The 18857-nt window shown below is 36.8% G+C and carries 19 protein-coding genes; 10 read left to right on the top strand and 9 right to left on the bottom strand.

The genetic code is table 11. The features are described from left to right. Positions 1 to 116: 116 nt before the first annotated feature. The gene (locus ABXT67_RS02640) at positions 117 to 869 is read left to right on the top strand and encodes an enoyl-CoA hydratase/isomerase family protein (protein ID WP_415376907.1); all 753 of its coding nucleotides are present in this window, start codon (positions 117 to 119) and stop codon (positions 867 to 869) included. Between the two features lie 74 nt (positions 870 to 943). Beyond that, a complete protein-coding gene (locus ABXT67_RS02635) occupies positions 944 to 1543 on the top strand; it encodes a transferase hexapeptide repeat family protein (RefSeq protein WP_415375739.1) in 600 nt (199 codons plus the stop codon). Positions 1544 to 1552: 9 nt separating this feature from the next. On the opposite strand, the gene ABXT67_RS02630 is transcribed toward ABXT67_RS02635, so the two are convergent. Then, positions 1553 to 2026 (bottom strand): Lrp/AsnC family transcriptional regulator, encoded by a 474-nt coding sequence (locus ABXT67_RS02630; RefSeq protein WP_415375738.1) that lies wholly within the window; start codon positions 2024 to 2026, stop codon positions 1553 to 1555. A gap of 227 nt (positions 2027 to 2253) precedes the next feature. On the opposite strand from ABXT67_RS02630, the gene ABXT67_RS02625 reads away from it, so the two are divergent. From ABXT67_RS02625 to ABXT67_RS02615, 3 genes are all read left to right on the top strand, one after another. Continuing rightward, on the top strand, positions 2254 to 3474 hold the full coding sequence (locus ABXT67_RS02625) for a dihydrolipoamide acetyltransferase family protein (RefSeq protein WP_415375737.1): 1221 nt from the start codon (positions 2254 to 2256) through the stop codon (positions 3472 to 3474). Between the two features lie 183 nt (positions 3475 to 3657). Next, positions 3658 to 5745 (top strand): thiamine pyrophosphate-dependent enzyme, encoded by a 2088-nt coding sequence (locus tag ABXT67_RS02620; protein WP_415375736.1) that lies wholly within the window; start codon positions 3658 to 3660, stop codon positions 5743 to 5745. A gap of 115 nt (positions 5746 to 5860) precedes the next feature. Further along, positions 5861 to 7018, top strand: a complete 1158-nt coding sequence (locus ABXT67_RS02615) for a DegT/DnrJ/EryC1/StrS family aminotransferase (RefSeq protein WP_415375735.1) — start codon at positions 5861 to 5863, stop codon at positions 7016 to 7018. Positions 7019 to 7068: 50 nt separating this feature from the next. On the opposite strand, the gene fabD is transcribed toward ABXT67_RS02615, so the two are convergent. From fabD to ABXT67_RS02600, 3 genes are all read right to left on the bottom strand, one after another. Continuing rightward, on the bottom strand, positions 7069 to 7953 hold the full coding sequence (gene fabD / locus ABXT67_RS02610; RefSeq protein ID WP_415375734.1) for an ACP S-malonyltransferase: 885 nt from the start codon (positions 7951 to 7953) through the stop codon (positions 7069 to 7071). Between the two features lie 132 nt (positions 7954 to 8085). Next, the gene (locus ABXT67_RS02605; RefSeq protein ID WP_415375733.1) at positions 8086 to 8589 is read right to left on the bottom strand and encodes a dihydrofolate reductase; all 504 of its coding nucleotides are present in this window, start codon (positions 8587 to 8589) and stop codon (positions 8086 to 8088) included. Further along, positions 8586 to 9062 carry a 2TM domain-containing protein gene (locus tag ABXT67_RS02600; RefSeq protein ID WP_415375732.1) on the bottom strand — a complete coding sequence of 159 codons (477 nt, stop codon included), beginning with the start codon at positions 9060 to 9062 and terminating at the stop codon, positions 8586 to 8588. The genes ABXT67_RS02605 and ABXT67_RS02600 overlap by 4 nt, the downstream gene beginning before the upstream one ends. Before the next feature lie 82 nt (positions 9063 to 9144). Here ABXT67_RS02600 and ABXT67_RS02595 point away from each other — a divergent pair, with 82 nt between their 5' ends. The 5 genes from ABXT67_RS02595 (at position 9145) to der (ending at position 15284) form a co-directional block, all read left to right on the top strand. Continuing rightward, entirely contained in the window at positions 9145 to 10224 is a 1080-nt protein-coding gene (locus tag ABXT67_RS02595) for an aminotransferase class V-fold PLP-dependent enzyme (protein ID WP_415375731.1), read from the top strand. A gap of 438 nt (positions 10225 to 10662) precedes the next feature. After that, positions 10663 to 11679 carry a UDP-glucose 4-epimerase GalE gene (gene galE / locus ABXT67_RS02590; protein ID WP_415375730.1) on the top strand — a complete coding sequence of 339 codons (1017 nt, stop codon included), beginning with the start codon at positions 10663 to 10665 and terminating at the stop codon, positions 11677 to 11679. Positions 11680 to 11752: 73 nt separating this feature from the next. Continuing rightward, positions 11753 to 12646 carry a GTPase Era gene (gene era / locus ABXT67_RS02585; protein ID WP_415375729.1) on the top strand — a complete coding sequence of 298 codons (894 nt, stop codon included), beginning with the start codon at positions 11753 to 11755 and terminating at the stop codon, positions 12644 to 12646. Between the two features lie 2 nt (positions 12647 to 12648). Further along, a complete protein-coding gene (locus ABXT67_RS02580; protein WP_415375728.1) occupies positions 12649 to 13428 on the top strand; it encodes a zinc-dependent peptidase in 780 nt (259 codons plus the stop codon). Between the two features lie 551 nt (positions 13429 to 13979). Continuing rightward, on the top strand, positions 13980 to 15284 hold the full coding sequence (der, locus tag ABXT67_RS02575) for a ribosome biogenesis GTPase Der (protein WP_415375727.1): 1305 nt from the start codon (positions 13980 to 13982) through the stop codon (positions 15282 to 15284). Positions 15285 to 15400: 116 nt separating this feature from the next. Here the strand turns inward: der and ABXT67_RS02570 are convergent, their stop codons facing one another. The 5 genes from ABXT67_RS02570 to ABXT67_RS02550 all read right to left on the bottom strand — a co-directional run bounded on the left by ABXT67_RS02570 (position 15401) and on the right by ABXT67_RS02550 (position 18807). After that, on the bottom strand, positions 15401 to 16141 hold the full coding sequence (locus ABXT67_RS02570; RefSeq protein WP_415376906.1) for a TPM domain-containing protein: 741 nt from the start codon (positions 16139 to 16141) through the stop codon (positions 15401 to 15403). 108 nt (positions 16142 to 16249) lie between these two features. After that, positions 16250 to 16693, bottom strand: a complete 444-nt coding sequence (locus tag ABXT67_RS02565) for a TPM domain-containing protein (protein ID WP_415375726.1) — start codon at positions 16691 to 16693, stop codon at positions 16250 to 16252. A gap of 95 nt (positions 16694 to 16788) precedes the next feature. Next, positions 16789 to 17397: a LemA family protein gene (locus ABXT67_RS02560; RefSeq protein WP_415375725.1), complete on the bottom strand. Its 609-nt coding sequence runs from the start codon at positions 17395 to 17397 to the stop codon at positions 16789 to 16791. Positions 17398 to 17476: 79 nt separating this feature from the next. Continuing rightward, the gene (locus tag ABXT67_RS02555; RefSeq protein ID WP_415375724.1) at positions 17477 to 17806 is read right to left on the bottom strand and encodes a MerR family transcriptional regulator; all 330 of its coding nucleotides are present in this window, start codon (positions 17804 to 17806) and stop codon (positions 17477 to 17479) included. Between the two features lie 23 nt (positions 17807 to 17829). Continuing rightward, positions 17830 to 18807 (bottom strand): M23 family metallopeptidase, encoded by a 978-nt coding sequence (locus tag ABXT67_RS02550; protein ID WP_415375723.1) that lies wholly within the window; start codon positions 18805 to 18807, stop codon positions 17830 to 17832. Positions 18808 to 18857: the final 50 nt, after the last annotated feature.

Genomic DNA, 18857 nt, shown 5'->3' with positions numbered 1-18857 from the left:
TTTTTAAAAAAGAGTAGACTATAACATTTAACCGAATGTGGAATGAATCCTCATTGACAGATTAAGAAAAAACAAACAAAATGCGCGATAATTGTGCATTGACATTTAATAAAAATATGAGTGATCCATACGTAAAAGAAGATATAAATAACGGAATTTCAACCATAGAATTCTTTCACCCAGCACACAATAGTTTGCCGGGAGATATTCTTGAAAAGTTGAGAAAGACAATAAAAAAAGCAGGAGAAAATAGTGAAGTAAAAGTGATTATCCTTAAAAGTGGAGGCGAAAGAACTTTCTGCGCTGGAGCAAGCTTTAAAGAACTTATCAGTATCAATGATGCAGAAACTGGCCGTGTATTTTTTAGTGGCTTTGCGAACGTTATTAACGCAATGCGAAAATGTCCTAAGTTTATTATAGGGCGTGTACAAGGAAAAACTGTAGGCGGTGGAGTAGGAGTTGCAAGCGCAACAGATTACTGTATGGCAAGTAAATTTGCCAGTATCAAGTTAAGTGAATTGAATATAGGAATCGGACCTTTTGTAGTAGGTCCAGTGGTCGAAAGAAAGTTAGGATTAACAGGAATGAGTCAGATTGCGATTGATGCAAATAGTTTTTATGATGCAGAATGGGCAAGACAAAAAGGACTTTATGCAAGTGTACATGAATCTACTGAAGCATTGGATGAAGCAGTAAAGGTATTTGCAAAAAATCTTTGCAATTACAACCCTGAAGCAATGAAAGAAATGAAAAAAGTAATGTGGTCTGGAACTGAGAATTGGGATGCGTTACTAGCAGAAAGAGCTGTGATTTCTGGAAGATTGGTTTTAAGTGATTTTACCAAAGAGACATTGAAAGGATTTAAATAAAATGATTTAAGATTAACGGCTATTGAACTATAAAATCAGCAATCGTTAATCTTTGATCCACAATCTCGAGCCATATGATATATTCGTTCAAAGGACACATACCTGTAGTACACCAATCTAGCTTCGTCCATCCATTGGCTGCAGTTACTGGAAATGTAATCATTGGTAAAAACTGTTACATAGGTCCTGGAGCTGCGATACGCGGCGATTGGGGTGAAATTATTTTAGAAGATGGTGTAAACGTTCAGGAGAACTGCACAGTTCATATGTTTCCAGGAAAGAGCATTGTTCTAAAAGAAGGTGCTCACGTAGGCCATGGAGCCGTAATTCATGGAGCTAATTTAGGGCGCAATTGCCTTATAGGAATGAACAGTGTAATTATGGATGATGCTCAAATTGGAGACGAATGTATCGTGGGAGCAATGGCATTTGTAAAAGCTGAAGCCAAGTTTGGGAATCGACAATTAATTGTTGGAAACCCAGCAAAGTCCATTAAAGAGGTTTCAGAGGAAATGATCGTTTGGAAAACAGCAGGGACAAAATTATACCAGCAATTGCCAGCAGATTGTCACGAGAGTTTAAGGGAAGTAGCCTCGTTAAGGGAGGTTCCAGCGCATAGACCAAAACAAGAAGATTTTTATAAAACACTTCAAGAGCTGAAAACTAAGAAGTAAATAATTTAATTATTTTTCCAAGTGACTTAAATCTATCTCATAAATTTCTTTCCCAGTGCTTAGCGTAATTAGACTTTGAACATTTCCTAAGTAGGGGAGCAACGTGAGTTTTGTGATAATAAAGTTTTCATATGCCTCAATGTCCTCCACTATAAGTTTTAGCAGATAATCAAAGGTGCCGCTAATACGGTGACATTCTATAACCTCTGGAAATTCATTGACTTGCTTTACAAATTTTTCTAGATAACTACGGGTGTGTCCTTGCAATGTAATCGCTACAAAAACTGTTTGTTTTAAACCTAATTTCTTTGGGTTCAAACGGGCAGAATATCCTTCAATATATCCTTCTCTTTCTAGTTTCTTTATCCGTTCAAAAACTGGTGTTGTAGATCTGTTTAGTTCGTCTGCTAAACTTTTTATCGTTCGGTTAGAATCCTTTTGTAGGGCTTTCAATAAAGCAATGTCTGTAGCGTCTAGCTTCATTTGTTCTTTTATTCGGTTAATAAAGTATAAAAATAGAATAAAAATAATATCTAAATTAAAATTTTAGAATAAAAGTCTCTTTTAGATATATAAAGCAGAATATTTCAATATAACCATATGTAATACAGTATTTTTATACACTACATCAAAATTAAACCAATGGCCGAATCAATTTTTAAGATGCCCAAAATGGGGAGAGTATCACGGAAGGAACTATCATTAATTGGTTGGTTCAAGAAGGTGAATCTTTTGAAGAAGGCGATATCCTTGTTGAGGTCGCAACAGATAAAGTGGATAATGAGGTGCCTGCACCAAGTGCTGGAAAGATGATTTCTCACAGCGTTTCGGCAAAAGAGATCGTGCCAGTTGGTGAAACAATTGCAGTTTTAGAATTATATGAAAGTGCTTCGGTAGTTATAGCCTCTAAAGAAAAGAGTGTTGAGAATTTATCAAGTTCAAAAAAGAAGGGTCCAGGAGTTCCAAAGGGAAATTCAGCATCAACTTCAAAATCTTTCAAGGTAAATGAGAACTTGTTCATTTCGCCATTGGTAGATGTAATTGCTAGAAAAAATCATATTTCTTATGAAGAATTAGCAAGAATTTCAGGAACAGGAAACGAAGGAAGATTGAGAAAAAGTGATGTGACCAATTATCTAAAGGAAGGGAGGCCGTTTCAGTTTGCACAAGCGGTATCACAAAATAGCGGGTTTCAAGTTCCAGATTTAAAATTTGATAAAGGGACGGGTAAGATTGTAGAGATGGATCGTATGCGTGAGATGATTGCAGACCATATGGTATATAGCAAGCATACTTCGCCACACGTAACAGCCTATGTGGAGGCAGATCTTACTGATATGGTTACTTGGCGAAATGCTAATAAATTAGCGTTTCTGGAGAAACATGGAGAGAAATTGACATTTACCCCAATATTCATTGAAGCTGTGGCAAATGCTATTAAAGAGTTTCCAATGATCAATTCTTCTCTTGATGGGAAGAATATCATTGTGAAAGAAGATATAAATATTGGTATGGCAACCGCATTGCCTTCTGGCAATTTAATCGTTCCAGTAGTAAAGAATGCAGATAAAAAAGATTTAAAAGGATTAGCCGCTGCTATTAATGAATTAGTAGGGAAATCACGCGCTGGAAAATTAAAAGGCGATGATATGAAAGGGGGTACTTTTACTATTAGTAATGTGGGAACTTTTGGTAGTTTAATGGGAACACCTATTATCAATCAACCAGAAGCAGCCATTCTAGCAACAGGAATTATAAAAAAGCGAGCCGAGGTAATTGAAAAACCAGAAGGAGATGTAATTGAGATTAGAAGTATGATGTATTTGTCACTTTCTTTTGACCATAGAATTGTAGATGGATATTTAGCGGGAAGCTTCTTGAAAAGAATTGCAGATAATATGGAGAATTTTGATTTGAAAAGGACGTTTTAAACAAGTATCGTTCGCTAGCGGTCATTACACAAACCAAGACTAAAGTATGGTGCGAAGAAAGGGGGCAAAAAGACGTGAATCGTGTAGCGAATGAGATGAGTGGTCGTGGCTCAAAAGATCCTAGCCCAGACAAGTATAAAATGAAACAAGTATTAGTAATTCAAACCGTCCAACGATTAAAGAATGTTAAATAAAATAGACAAATTGATAACTAAAGAATTATTGTTAAAGGCCTTTAAAAACCTAGTCACTGCAAAAGCTATGACTGAAATCTATGAAGAGAATTTTAAAGTAGTTTCAAAATATGTGCACGCCACTTCTCGCGGGCACGAGGTGATACAAATAGCCGTGGGGATGCAATTGGAACCGCAGGACTATATGTTCCCTTACTATCGGGATGATTCAATGCTACTGGCGATTGGGATGACTCCCTACGAGCTAATGTTGCAAGTATTGGCAAAAAAAGACGATCCGTTTTCCGCCGGGCGTACTTATTATGCGCATCCAAGTTTGAACGATATTGATAAGCCTAAAATTCCACATCAAAGCAGTGCAACAGGTATGCAGGCTATTCCTGCAACAGGTGTTGCATTGGGATTTGCTTACAAAGAAAGCTTAGGAATCGACGAAGCGATTGCGCAACAGGTGCGTAATGACCGTCCAGTTGTTGTTTGTTCTTTGGGGGATGCATCGGTTACTGAAGGTGAAATTGCAGAAGCTTTTCAAATGGCAGCATTGAAGCAATTGCCTATCTTGTATTTAGTGCAGGATAATGGATGGGATATTTCTGCAAATGCTGCGGAAACGAGAGCGCAAAATGCTGCAGAATACGCAGCTGGGTTTCACGGTTTAGAAGCCATCTCCATAGATGGGACAGATTTTGAAGAGAGTTATAAAACTATTAACGAGGTTATTGAAAAGATAAGGACAGAGCGACGCCCTTTCCTAGTCCACGCTAAAGTTCCGTTATTAAATCACCATACTTCTGGTGTTCGAATGGAGTTTTACCGTGATGATTTAGACGAAGCAAGATCGAGAGACCCTTATCCTAAAATGTTGAAATTACTTTCAGATTTTAATATTTCCGAAGAGACGATTAACGAAATTATTACGTCTGCGCAGGCCGAGGTCGCTTCTAGCCTAGACAAAGCCTCAAAAGCAGAAGATCCAAAACCAGAGGATTTATTTACACACGATTTTGCTCCAACCTTAATTACCGAAGAAGTAGGAGAGCGTTCTCCTGAAGGAGGTGAAAAAGTAGTAATGGTGGACTGCGCACTGTTCGCGATTGAAGAATTGATGGCAAAGCATCCTGAATGTTTGCTCTATGGTCAAGATGTTGGTGGAAGATTAGGCGGTGTATTTAGAGAAGCGGCTACTTTGGCCCAGAAATTTGGTGATAACCGTGTTTTTAATACCCCAATTCAAGAGGCATTTATTGTAGGTTCTACGGTAGGTATGAGTGCTGTGGGGTTGAAGCCTATTGTGGAGGTTCAGTTTGCAGATTATATTTGGCCTGGACTTAATCAATTATTTACAGAGGTTTCTAGAAGCTGTTATTTATCTAACGGAAAATGGCCGGTGTCTATGATATTGAGAGTGCCAATAGGTGCTTACGGAAGTGGAGGGCCCTACCATTCGTCTTCTTTGGAAAGTGTGGTAAGTAATATTCGCGGAATTAAAATCGCATATCCAAGTAACGGAGCCGATTTAAAAGGACTTCTAAAAGCAGCGTATTACGATCCTAATCCAGTGGTGATTTTTGAGCACAAAGGATTGTACTGGAGTAAAGTGAAAGGGACAAAAGGTGCTACTAGTATTGAGCCAAGTGAAGATTACATGTTGCCGTTTGGTAAAGCATGGGTCTTGCAGGAAATTTGGCCACAAGACGGCGATGAAACCCTTTCAATTATAACCTACGGGATGGGAGTGCATTGGGCATATAATGCCACCAGAGAGATGGGTATTACAGACCGGGTGGAAATTGTAGATTTAAGGACCTTACATCCATTAGATTATGATACTGTTTTTAAGAGTGTCAAGAAATGTGGGAAGTGTTTAGTGGTGACCGAAGAACCTTCAGAAAATAGTTTTAGTAGGGCATTGCAAGGACGCATACAAGAAGAGTGTTTTCAATCATTGGATGCTCCAGTAATGGTAATTGGTTCTGAAAATATGCCGGCGATTCCATTAAATTCAGTTTTGGAGGAAACTATGATTCCTTCTACTATAAAAGTGAAGGCAAAGATTGAACAGCTACTGAAATATTAATTATTTGTTTTTGTATTTTTACAAAACATAAAATTTATGCAGCTTCCGATTTTATATTGTTTAAAAGAAGGGAGATAATCTTTAATTACCTCACCCAAATTATGGGTCTTAACGAATGAAAAAAATACAAATGGTAGACCTCAAGGGTCAATATGCCGCAATCAAAGAAAGGGTAAATGCTTCCATACAAGAAGTTATTGATAACACAGCATTTATTAATGGTCCTGAAGTTCATGCATTTCAAAAAGAATTAGAAGATTATTTAGGGGTAAAACATGTAATTCCTTGCGCCAATGGTACAGATGCATTGCAAATTGCTATGATGGGATTGGGTTTGAAACCCGGTGATGAAGTGATAACGGCAGATTTCACATTTGCCGCCACGGTAGAAGTAATAGCATTGTTACAACTAACGCCTGTTTTAGTTGATGTGGATCCTATAAATTTTAATATTGATATTGCTGCCGTTGAAAAAGCAATAACACCAAATACTAAGGCAATTGTTCCTGTGCATTTATTTGGTCTAGCAGCTAATATGGATGCGATTATGGATTTAGCAGAACGACACAATCTATATGTAATTGAAGATAATGCGCAAGGAATTGGTGCAGCTTATACTTCAAAAGATGGGACAAAGAAAATGACAGGTGGTATTGGTCATGCTGGATCTACTTCATTTTTTCCTTCAAAAAACTTAGGATGTTATGGTGATGGAGGCGCTATTTTTACAAATGATGACGATTTGGCGCACATCATTAGAGGAATTGTAAATCACGGCATGTACGAACGATATCATCACGATGTTGTGGGAGTAAACTCGCGATTGGATAGTATACAAGCAGCTGTTTTACGTGCTAAGTTACCAAATCTTAATTCGTACAATATTGCAAGACGCACTGCTGCGAGAAAATATACACAAGCTTTTAGTGGGATTGAACAAATAATTACTCCAACAGGTTTTTGTAATGCAGGAAATTCAATTTGTGACACGTGTGATTGTCACGTATTTCATCAATATACCTTGCGAATCATTAATGCAGATAGAGATGCTTTGGTGAAACATTTACAAGCAAATGACATTCCTTGTGGCGTCTATTATCCTATACCATTGCACGCCCAAAAAGCATACAAAGACGAACGTTATAACGAAGCAGATTTCACCATCACTAATCAATTGGTAAAAGAGGTTGTCTCTTTACCAATGCATACTGAGTTAGACGACGAGCAAATTGACTTCCTCACAAAGTCAATTATAGCTTTTGTAACTAAATAAAAAATAAAAAGCCCAATTCAAAATATTTTGAATTGGGCTTTTTATTTTGATTACTCAATTCCTGCCTTAAAAGTTTCAACGCTGCGGTCAATCTTTCTCATTAGTCCTTGAAGTACATTTCCAGGTCCAACTTCAATAAATTGGGTTGCACCATCTTTAATCATATTCTGCATGCTTTGTGCCCATTTAACAGGAGCCGTTAATTGATAGATTAAGTTCTTTTGTATTTCAGCAGGATTGGTCACTGCAAACGTTGACACATTTTGGTAAATAGGACAGGCAGGAGCAGTAAACGTTGTTGCTTCAATTGCTGCAGCAAGCTCCTCTCTTGCAGGTTCCATTAATGGGCTGTGAAAAGCGCCGCCAACGGGCAATACTAGCGCGCGCCTTGCGCCAGCTTCGGTTAATTTTTCACAAGCTAAACCTATGGCAGTAACATCTCCGCTAATAACTAATTGTCCTGGGCAATTGTAATTTGCTGCGACAACGGTTCCAGGTATGTCTGTACAAATAGCCTCTACTAAGTGGTCTTCCAAGCCTAAGACAGCAGCCATTGTTGATGGCTCAATTTCGCAGGCTTTTTGCATCGCGAGTGCTCTTTTGTAGACCAATTGTAGTCCGTCTGTAAATGCTACTGTTCGGTTAGCAACAAGGGCCGAAATTTCTCCTAAAGAATGACCTGCAACCATGTCTGGTTTAAAGCGGTCGCCCATTACTTCAGCAAGGATTGTTGAATGCAGGAAAATAGCAGGCTGTGTAACTTTCGTTTCCTTTAGTTCTTCTGCAGTACCTTCAAACATTATTTTAGTGATGTCAAACCCTAACGTTTCATTGGCTTGCCGAAATAACTCTTTCGCTTTTGCCGAAGACTCATAAAGATCCTGACCCATTCCTGTAAACTGTGCTCCTTGTCCTGGAAAAATATATGCTTTCATCTCCTATTGATTTTTAATTGGTTGTGTTTAGTTTGTAAAAATAGAAAATCCTCTTTTAATGAAATTAAAAAGAGGATTATTAATTAATATTTATGAGAACTAACTAAAATAGTTTGAATAAAGTATTGAGGATTATTTGCGAACCCAAGTTTCGTATGTGAAAGCGTACCGATGTTTATCGTCTTTTACCTGTTTTTCTTCACTAATTAGCTCCCAAAGAGAAGTGTCTATTTTAGGAAAAAATGTATCGGCTTCAAAAGAACCTTTAACTCGGGTAAGTTCAATTTTATCTGCGACATCCATTCCTAGCTTGTAAATTTCTCCTCCGCCAATAATAAAAGGTTGCTCATCGCTAGCAGATTTTAATAAGGCAGCATCAATGCTATTTACAACGATCACATCTTTTTCTCTTCCTTCTGGTAAAGCGGGTTTGTAGTCGTTGTTTCGCGTTATGATAATATGTGTGCGATTGGGTAGTGGTTTTGGAAATGACTCGTAGGTTTTACGACCCATAATTATATAATGTCCCGTAGTTAGTTTCTTAAACCTTTTAAAATCATCAGGTAAATGCCAGATAAGATCGTTGTCTTTTCCCAATTCGTTGTTTTTGCCTGCGGCCGCTATCATTGTTATCATACTTGTTCTGGGGGAAGTTTGTTGGGATCGTTTTTTTTTACTTCTGCTTCAGGTGTTGAAAATTCATGCAATGCTTCTTGCTCTTTTGCAATTTTATTTTCTTTTACTGTTACTTCTTGTAATGCTTGTTTCTTTAGTTCAGCAATTCTAACTTCCTGTTTTGCTTTGAGTCTTTCTAATTGTTGGTTTTCCCATTCTTTTCCCATAAATGTATTCATTATAAATACATTAAAAAGATGAATCATAAAGATAAAAGTCCAGAGGAGTATTGCCCACACAAACCAGTCTTTTATGAAAAAATCTTTACCAAATCCCAATACTCCATTTACAATAACGAGTAAAACAGATCCAACTAAAAAGACAATAAAATGTCTCATTAGGTTTTTCTTTTTAGCAATGCGTTCTCGTGCATATTCGTATTGCTCTCTAGATTCAGCGTCTAATTTTTCGGTTTTATTCTTTTTTGAAAACATAAAGTGTTGTTTTAATAATTCGTATAATCATTAAAAATACTACTGTAAATTTACCTAATTTTAGCGCTAGAACAACCAAATTATGCAAGATTTAAAAAACGAGTTTCCTGCCTTACAAGGGCAAACCTATCTCAATACCGCCAGTTCAGGGTTATTGTCACGTTCCACGTATTTATGGAGAAAAGAACACGACTTAGATTTCATTAATAACGGCGTCGATTTTAAATTTAGAAAACAAATTCCTGAAGATACCCGCGCTGCAGTAGCTAGGTTTTTCAACGCGCAATTAGATGAGGTTGCACTGGTGCCTAATTTTTCTTTTGGATTTAATATTATCCTAGAAGGACTGCCAAAAGGTCAAAAGGTTTTAATGCTTAAAAATGATTATCCATCATTATTATGGCCCGTTGAAACACGTGATTTTAATGTTTGCTACGCAGAAATTAATGAACATTTAGAAGATACTATTAGTGCCGCTTTTGAAAAATACTGCCCAGATGTCTTTGTTTTTAGTCTGGTGCAATGGCTTAGTGGTGTTAAGATTGATTTGAGTTTTATTAAACATTTAAAAGAAAAATATCCCAACGTACTGCTTATGGCAGATGCGACGCAGTATTTAGGTACAGAGCAATTTAATTTTTCTGAAAGTGGTCTTGATGTTATGGGTGGGAGCTGCTATAAATGGATGTTAGCAGGTTTTGGAAACGGAATTATGCTAGTAAAAAAGGATGCACAAGCCAAGGTTTACCCTTCAATGATTGGTTTTAATTCTGCCGATACTTTTGACAGTAAAGCCGAAGAAACTACTTTTATAAAACATTTTGAACCGGGTCATCAGGATACTTTTAATTATGGTTCGTTGCATCAAGCCATTTTGCAAGCCGAAAAAGTTTCGGTTGAAAAAATAAGTGCTAAAATAAAAGACATTTCCGCGTATGCGAAAGGACATTTTATTGAACTTGGATTACTTGATAAGACTACAAAAAATCGAAAAATTCATTCTTCTATTTTTAATTTAAAGGGTGATATGGAACTGTTTAAAAAGTTGGCTGCAAATACTATTATTTGTTCCCCACGCGGTGGCGGTATACGGGTGAGTTTTCATTATTATAATGAGTTGGAGGATGTGGACGCCTTAGTACACACTCTTTCTAAAAAGTGAATTTCTTCTTTATGCAGGATATATTCTTAAACTCCCTAAAAAGTAATGTGTGCTACTCCTTGTTTTATAGTAATGCAACGGTTCTTGCTTAAAGAAACGCCGCTATATTTATAGTGTATGCAATACAATTTGCAATCAATTATAGTACAGGTTTTTAATCCGATTTAAACAATTGATTTTAGGGAGCTGTGCAGGTAAATTTGCGCAGAACTATGGGTAAAATATGTGATTGAAAATCGCTAAATCTGTAATTCGATTGAACCAAAGCTTAGTAAATCACTTTATATTCTTAAGTTACGAAAAAGGCGCTTTTTATTTTAGCAATTTGTCTGTGTCAAATATTATATACAAGTACCTTCAATATGAACTAAGGGATTCCGTTATATTTGTTTTAGAAATTATTTAACTTAAAGAAATTCTTTAGAGGGGTATCATATTATGAAAATATTAGTCACAGGAGGTTTAGGTTTTATTGGTTCCCATGTAGTTGTAGAATTACAACAGGAAGGTTTTGAGGTTGTTATTATTGATAATTTAAGTAATACAGACATAAGTGTTCTAGATGGAATCACCGCTATCACAGATAAAAAACCTGTTTTTGAAAAATTAGACCTCAGAGATAAAGTTTCGGTAGTTTCGTTTTTTGAACGGAATGCTGATATTACGGGTGTGATTCATTTTGCTGCTTCAAAAGCCGTTGGGGAGAGTGTTAAAAACCCCCTGTTGTATTATGAAAACAACTTAAATACACTTGTCTATATTTTACAGGAATTACAGAAAAAAGATTCCGCCAAATTTATTTTTAGTTCTAGTTGCACCGTCTATGGTCAAGCACATACAATGCCAATAACTGAAAATGCACCGGTTCAAAAAGCAATGTCTCCTTACGGAAACACAAAACAAATTGGCGAAGAAATTATCCAAGATGTATGTCGCACATCGTCAAGTCTAAAGGCAATTGCCTTGCGATATTTTAATCCAATAGGAGCACACGATTCATTTAAAATTGGAGAGTTGCCATTAGGGGTCCCACAAAATTTAGTACCATACATAACGCAAACAGCAATGGGGATTCGAGAACACCTTTCGGTTTTTGGAGGAGATTATCCCACATTAGATGGCACTGCAATTCGGGATTATATTCATGTTGTTGATCTTGCAAAGGCACACGTAACGGCACTCAAAAAATTGATCAATGAAGCGCAAGGGCCCATTTATGATTATTTTAATATAGGCACAGGAAAAGGATCTTCGGTACTAGAAGTTATTAATGCTTTTGAAAAAGTAAGCCGTCAAAAACTGAATTATAAAATGGTAGAAAGAAGAGCAGGGGATGTTGTCGAAGCGTATGCAGATACGGCAAAAGCGAATGAATTTTTAGGATGGAAGTCTATTTTTACATTAGAAGAAGCACTTGAATCTGCTTGGAAATGGGAGCAGAAAATGAGGAATTAATAATTCTGAATTCTGAATTTTTGGTTTCATTTTTCGGTTTCGATTTCGATTTCATTCGTTGTATCTTTGCAGTATGACAGAAACTCCACATAAAGCCGGATTTGTAAATATTATAGGGAACCCTAATGTAGGAAAAAGTACGCTTATGAATGCCTTTGTGGGGGAGCGACTGTCTATTATTACTTCAAAAGCACAAACCACACGCCACCGTATTTTAGGAATTGTAAATGGAGATAATTTTCAGGTATTGTTAAGTGATACCCCTGGAATTATAAAACCGGCGTATCAGTTACAAGAAAGCATGATGGATTTTGTAAAGTCGGCTTTTGAAGATGCAGATGTGTTGCTTTATATTGTGGAATTGGGTGAAAAAGAGTTAAAAGATGAAGCATTTTTCAACAAAATAACATCCAGCAAAACCCCCGTTCTTTTGCTCATTAATAAAATTGACAAAGGGAACGAATTATTACTGAAAGAAGCGATGGAATTATGGCAAGAAAAAGTGCCAAATGCGGAGATTTTCGCCATCTCTGCATTAGAAAATTTTGGCGTTACTGAAGTTTTTAAGCGCATCATAGAGCTTCTCCCAGCATCCCCAGCATTCTACCCTAAAGACCAATTAACAGATAAGCCAGAGCGGTTTTTTGTGAATGAAACTATTCGCGAGAAAATATTGATGCATTACAAAAAGGAGATTCCGTATTCTGTAGAAATTGAAACCGAAGAATTTTTTGAGGACGAAAATATCATTCGCATTCGTGCAGTAATTATGGTAGAAAGAGACTCGCAAAAAGGAATTATCATTGGGCATAAAGGTGCATCATTAAAGCGTGTGGGTATGGAGTCTAGAAAGGATTTAGAGAAGTTCTTCGGAAAACAAATTCACCTAGAAACCTATGTAAAAGTTAATAAAAACTGGCGTAGTAATTCAAGGCAATTGCGCAGATTCGGTTATAATAACGGATAGGAATGACATTATTTTTAGTGCTTTTTGGCTTATTGGTTGTTTTTACAATCTTCGCATTTAGCACATTAAAACGAAAGCCAATCCGGCCATTTCCTATCTCTTGGGAAAAAGCTTTGGAAAAACGCGTATTGTTTTATCAAAAACTTTCTGTTAAAGAAAAAGAAAACTTTAAGTCTAGAATGATGCGTTTTCTTGCTGAAGTATCCATAGAAGGGGTGCAAACCAAAATTACCGAAGAAGATAAAATGCTACTGGCTGCAAGTGCTGTTATTCCTGTTTTTGGATTTGGTAATTGGCGTTACAATAATCTTAGTGGAATTCTTATTTATCCAGATAATTTTAACCAAGATCTTCAATTTAATGCAGAAAACGAAGGAAGGGTTATTTCGGGTTTGGTAGGAACAGGTCGCTTTGAAAAACAAATGATCCTTTCAAAAACATCACTTCACCGCGCTTTTTCAAATAAAACAGACAAGCACAATACACCCGTTCATGAATTTGTACATCTTTTAGATAAAATTGATGGTAATACAGATGGTATTCCCGAACGATTTTTAGGGCAAGAACATATTTTGCCTTGGATTAATTTGATGTACGAGGAGATGGAAGCAATCAATAATAATGACAGTGATATTCGTAAATATGGTGGGACAAAACAGGCCGAATTCTTTGCGGTAGCCAGTGAATATTTCTTTGAGCGTCCGGACTTGTTTAAGCGAAAACATCCTGAACTCTACGAGATGCTGAGGTTGTGTTTTCAACAAGATCCAGCGGTGCGATAAGTACTATTTATACTGCCTTTGTAAGAATTTTAATAGATTGTGTTTCTTGAGATATTTAAGGCTCTTTGCGTAAAATAATACAGTTTGTGCATTTCTTTTTTACCTGACCGCTTTGATAGACTAGGGCAAAATAAATAACAACCCAAATAATTGTGCGACAAAAGGTTTGTCCAGCGGCGCCTTGGTATATGTCTAAATTGCCAAACGCTAGGTTTAGGGCCAAACAGCTCTTTTAAAGTAATTGTTTTCTCATCTTGCTCAATGAATTCTAAATCCAATTGAGGTGATCAAAAATGCTGTGAATGTGCAGGGGTTTTTAAAAAGACATGTTTTTCAGAAATGGAAACCACCGTCTCTTTGTTCTTTGCTTTAATATTTTTAAAAGCGGGAAATATTTCCGAGTGGCTTTTTGATACTTGTTTCGTAAAACGAGGCCTTAAAACTATTTCTTCACCTAATTTAATAGATAGTTTATAAAAGTCATAGAAAATTACCATTTTTTCTTGAATTTAAAGCGATACCTTTGCCAATTATTTTTTATTTTATAGGATATGAGTATTGTAGCCATTGTAGGAAGACCTAATGTAGGAAAATCAACCTTTTTTAATCGATTAATACAGCGCCGTGAAGCGATTGTAGACGCAGTTAGCGGTGTAACTCGCGACCGACACTATGGAAAAAGTGATTGGAACGGTAAAGAGTTTTCTTTGATTGATACTGGAGGATATGTAAAGGGAAGCGATGATGTTTTTGAAGCCGAAATAGATAAGCAAGTAGAGCTTGCTATCGACGAGGCAGATGCAATCATATTTATCGTAGATGTAGAACATGGTGTTACTGGTATGGATGAGGAAGTAGCGTTATTGCTTCGCAAAAGTAGAAAGCCAGTTTTTTTAGCCGTTAATAAAGTGGATAACTCGAAACGTACCCAAGACGCCGTAGAATTTTATTCTTTGGGCTTTGAGCGGTTTTACACCATCTCGGCAATAAACGGAAGTGGAAGTGGAGACTTGTTAGACGACCTAGTAAAAGCACTCCCAGAGCAAGAAGAAAGAGAAGAAGAAACATTGCCTCGCTTTGCAGTGGTGGGAAGACCTAACGCAGGTAAGTCTTCTTTTATAAATGCATTAATTGGTGAAAATAGATACATCGTTACAGACATAGCAGGAACTACCAGAGATAGCATCGATACTAGGTATAACAGATTCGGTTTTGAATTTAACTTAGTGGATACGGCAGGAATCAGAAAGAAAAGCAAGGTTAAAGAAGATTTAGAATTCTATTCAGTAATGCGAAGTGTTCGTGCTATTGAACATTGCGATGTGATTATTCTCGTTTTTGATGCCTCTAGGGGATTTGATGGGCAGGTGCAAAATATATTTTGGTTAGCGCATAGAAACAACAAGGGCGTTGTGATTCTAGCAAATAAATGGGATTTAATTGAAGACAAAGATAACCACAGTGTAAAGGAGTTTGAGAAATATATCAAAAAGCAATGCGAACCTTATACAGATGTGCCTATTGTTTTTATTTCGGTATTGAATAAACAACGTATTTACAAAGCAATTGAAACAGCAGTTGAAGTTTATAAAAACCGAACAAAGAAAATTAAGACGAGTTTGGTTAACGACACTATGTTGCCTATCATACAAGCAACACCTCCGCCGCAGCATAAAGGTAAATATGTAAAAATTAAGTACATTACACAATTGCCTACAGAGTGGCCAAGTTTTGCATTTTTCGCGAATCTCCCACAGTACGTAAAAGAACCGTACAAACGATTTTTAGAAAACCAATTGCGTAATAAATTTGATTTTCACGGGGTTCCCGTAACTGTTTTTATTAGGAAGAAGTAATTTAATAGATTATAAGAGCTTCTTTTTGTTTTTACTGAATTTAATTGCTGCTAAATAAGATATAGATAGGAGCCAATTTAAGGTGGCGCATTCAAATAAACACTGCAACTACTTATTTACCATCCTCCAGAAGCACCACCACCTCCAAAGCCACCACCGCCAAAGCCGCCACCAAAGCCACCGCCAGAAGAACCTCCTCCAAAGCCGCCGCCGCCAAAGCCGCCGGTGCGCCCCATACTGGATAGGATGATTATGTTTAACAAACTAGACCCGGCACTCCTAGGGCCGCCACCTTTTCCGCCACGACCATTTTTCTTTGAAGTCAGGGAAATGATAATGATGATAAAAATGAAGAATAGTATAAAAGGCATTATGCTGCCATTTTTTTTGCTAAAATCTCGGTCTTCATTAAACTCGCCGTTGAGAGCGGCAAAAATAGCATCTGCCCCTGCATCTAATCCACCATAAAAGTCTCCCGACTTAAACTCCGGTATTATAACTCGGTTTATAATTCGTTCCGCATCCCGATCAGAAATGCGATACTCAATGCCATACCCTGTATTGATGTCTATTTTACGATCGTCTTTTGCCAGTAGGATCAAAATCCCGTTGTCTTCATCTGCTTGGCCTATTCCCCATTTTTGACCCCATTTTGCTCCAAGAAAAGAAATATCTTCTCCTTTGGTACTGCTAATAATAGCAACTACTATTTGTGTGGAAGTAGAATCTGCATAGCGGATTAGCTTTGATTCCAATGCGTTTTTTTGCGAAAGAGTAAGCAAATCAACATCGTCATAAACCGAAGTCTGCTCTTTAGGCACTTCAGGAATGTCATACTGTGCATTAGCGATACCCATCGCAAAAAAGGAGAATGCTAGGAAAATAAAAAACGAATAAAAATGTGTCTGTGTTTTCAAAAAAAAATAATTTTGCTAATGCTAATGCTAATGCTAATGCTCACTTTTTCAACCGACTGAAATAGTATCTCCCAACTCATTAACATCGTCCTTAGCTCTTGGAAAATGTTTCTTAAGTTGTTTGCCGGCTATTAAAATTCCGTCGACTAGCCCTTGTGCCATGTCATCCGCTTTAAATTGTGAAATGATAGCGTTTTTAGTACTGTCCCAAAAGTTAATAGGAACTTTTTCATTGATCCCCGTATCGCCCATAATGACTAAAGTTTTGTCTTTTACAGCCACATAAATTAAAACCCCGTTACTTTGTTTGGTATTATTCATATGCAGCAAATCAAAAACTTCGATAGCGCGATCAAATGCATCTTTGTTAAGTGCGGTTTTTTCTAGGTGCACTCTAATTTCGCCACTAGTATTGTTTTCTGCAGCCTGGATGGCTTCAACTACTTTGGCTTCTTCTTCCGTGGTTAAAAATTGTTCAACTTTTGAGGACATTTTTTGAGTTTAAAAGTTTAGTGTTTATTAGTTTATTGTTCCAAAAGGCTTAAGTAAAAGTTCCTTTTATATGTTGATGAAAAATTGTGTCTAAGTTATTTTCCAAAATCAAAATCAACTTCGGGAGCGTCCTCACTTCCTTCTTTTGCTTTAAAATATGGGATTTCCTCAAATTTACCAATAAACGTGTTAAACATATTGTTAGGGAATGTTTTAAAATGTTTGTTAAAAGGTCTTGCACTTTCGTTAAAGCGGTTTCGTTCCACATTAATTCTATTTTCGGTGCGTTCCAACTCGTTGATTAACTCTTTGAAATTTTCATTAGCCTTTAAATCTGGGTAGCGCTCAACAACCGCGAGTAATTTTGAAAGTGCACCGGTCATCCCTTCTTGTACTTTTTGAAATTGTGCCAATTTATCTGGCGTAATGTTAGTAGGGTCTATTGTAATTGATGTTGCTTTGCTTCTAGCCTCAATTACCTTTGTGAGTGTTTCTTGTTCAAACTCTGCATATCCTTTTGCAGTTTTCACAATGTTAGGAATAAGATCAGCACGACGCTGGTAAGAGCTTTCTACGTTACCCCATTGCGCTGTGGCATCTTCTTTTAATACAATACCTGTATTGTAAAAACTAGGTCCTTTTGTAAATCCTATTAGCGCAAGTACCGCTACAATTACGATGATAAAAATGACTGATTTTTTCATAATTTCTTAGATTGGTTTAATTATTAACGGTCTTTACAAGCATCAATTTTTCAAAAGTATACTGAGTGGGTCCGCATTATTATAGGTTGTTTTTAATTTTAAGTAATTCTGCTTTTACGGTTTCTAGTTTGCGAACGATTTCAAAATTCTCGAATGTTTTTTTTCTTTTTTCTTTTAAGTGCACTTTAGCACCATCTAAAGTAAAGCCACGTTCTTTGACCAAATGAAAAATAAACTCTAAGTTTTTGATATCGTTAGGTGTAAACTTTCGATTTCCTTTGGCATTTTTCTTGGGTTGAAGTATATCAAACTCTTTTTCCCAAAATCGTATGAGCGATGTGTTTACATCAAAAGCTTCGGCAACTTCGCCAATGCTGTAGTATAATTTTTCTGGGAGGTCAATGTGCATAATATAAATTTAGAATTCAGAACTTAATCTAAAGATTCATTCTCTTGCTGACTTTTCTTCAATAGAGCCACAAATTCTTCTGGCGATAAATTTCCGTAGTAAAAATTAATAGGATTAATGCGAGCACCATCTTTAAAAACTTCATAATGCAGGTGAGGAGCTTCAGACCTTCCTGTACTCCCTACGAAACCAATAAGATCCCCTCGTTTTACTTTTTGTCCTCGTTTAACTTTGTATTTGTATAAATGTGCATATAAACTCTGATAGCCAAAGCCATGCTCAATCCTAATATGTTTTCCGTAGCCAGCGGCAGAGTTGTCTGCACGAGTTACACGACCATCTCCACTTGCATATACAGGAGTACCTCTTGGCGCAGTAAAATCCATCCCAAAATGAAACTTTCGCACTTTTGTAAAAGGATCTGAACGATATCCATATCCAGAGGCCATACGCGTAAGGTCTTTGCCTTTTATGGGCTGTATGGCTGGAATGCTCTTTAAAAGTTCTTCTTTTTCTTTAGCAAGCAATGCAATTTCATCGAGCGATCTAGATTGTACTACAATTTGCTTTGTTAACACATCCAATCTTTTGTTTGAAGAAATAATAAGTGCGCTGTTGTCATAACCTTCGAGGTCGCGATATCTATTGATGCCACCAAAACCTGCCTTGCGTTGTTCATCAGGAATTGGATTTGCTTCAAAATAAACGCGGTATAGGTTATTGTCCCTTTCTGCAACTTCATTGAGTACCATTTCTGCATCTGCCATTTTCTTGTTAAGCAGGTTTAGTTTCAACTCTAGATTAGACAGTTCTCTTTGTAATATTTTTTCTTTTGGTGTTTCAAAACTAGGTAAGTTTAAAAATACGAGCATCAGTAAAAAACCACTCAATATCATGCCAGCGAAGCTCAGTAAAAAAATACCAGTTTTCCTGCCTTTTTTTCGTTCGATCTTTCTGTAGGATAACGTTTCGCTATCGTAGTAATATTTAACCTTAGACATCCGCTAAAAAATCTTATTTTTGTTCGTTTATATGTTGCTATTAATACAGC

It is taken from the genome of Patiriisocius sp. Uisw_017 (assembly GCF_047731265.1).
GTDB lineage: Bacteria > Bacteroidota > Bacteroidia > Flavobacteriales > Flavobacteriaceae > Patiriisocius.
Note: the sequence above shows the minus strand (reverse complement) of the source record. Positions and strands in the feature narration are given on the sequence as shown.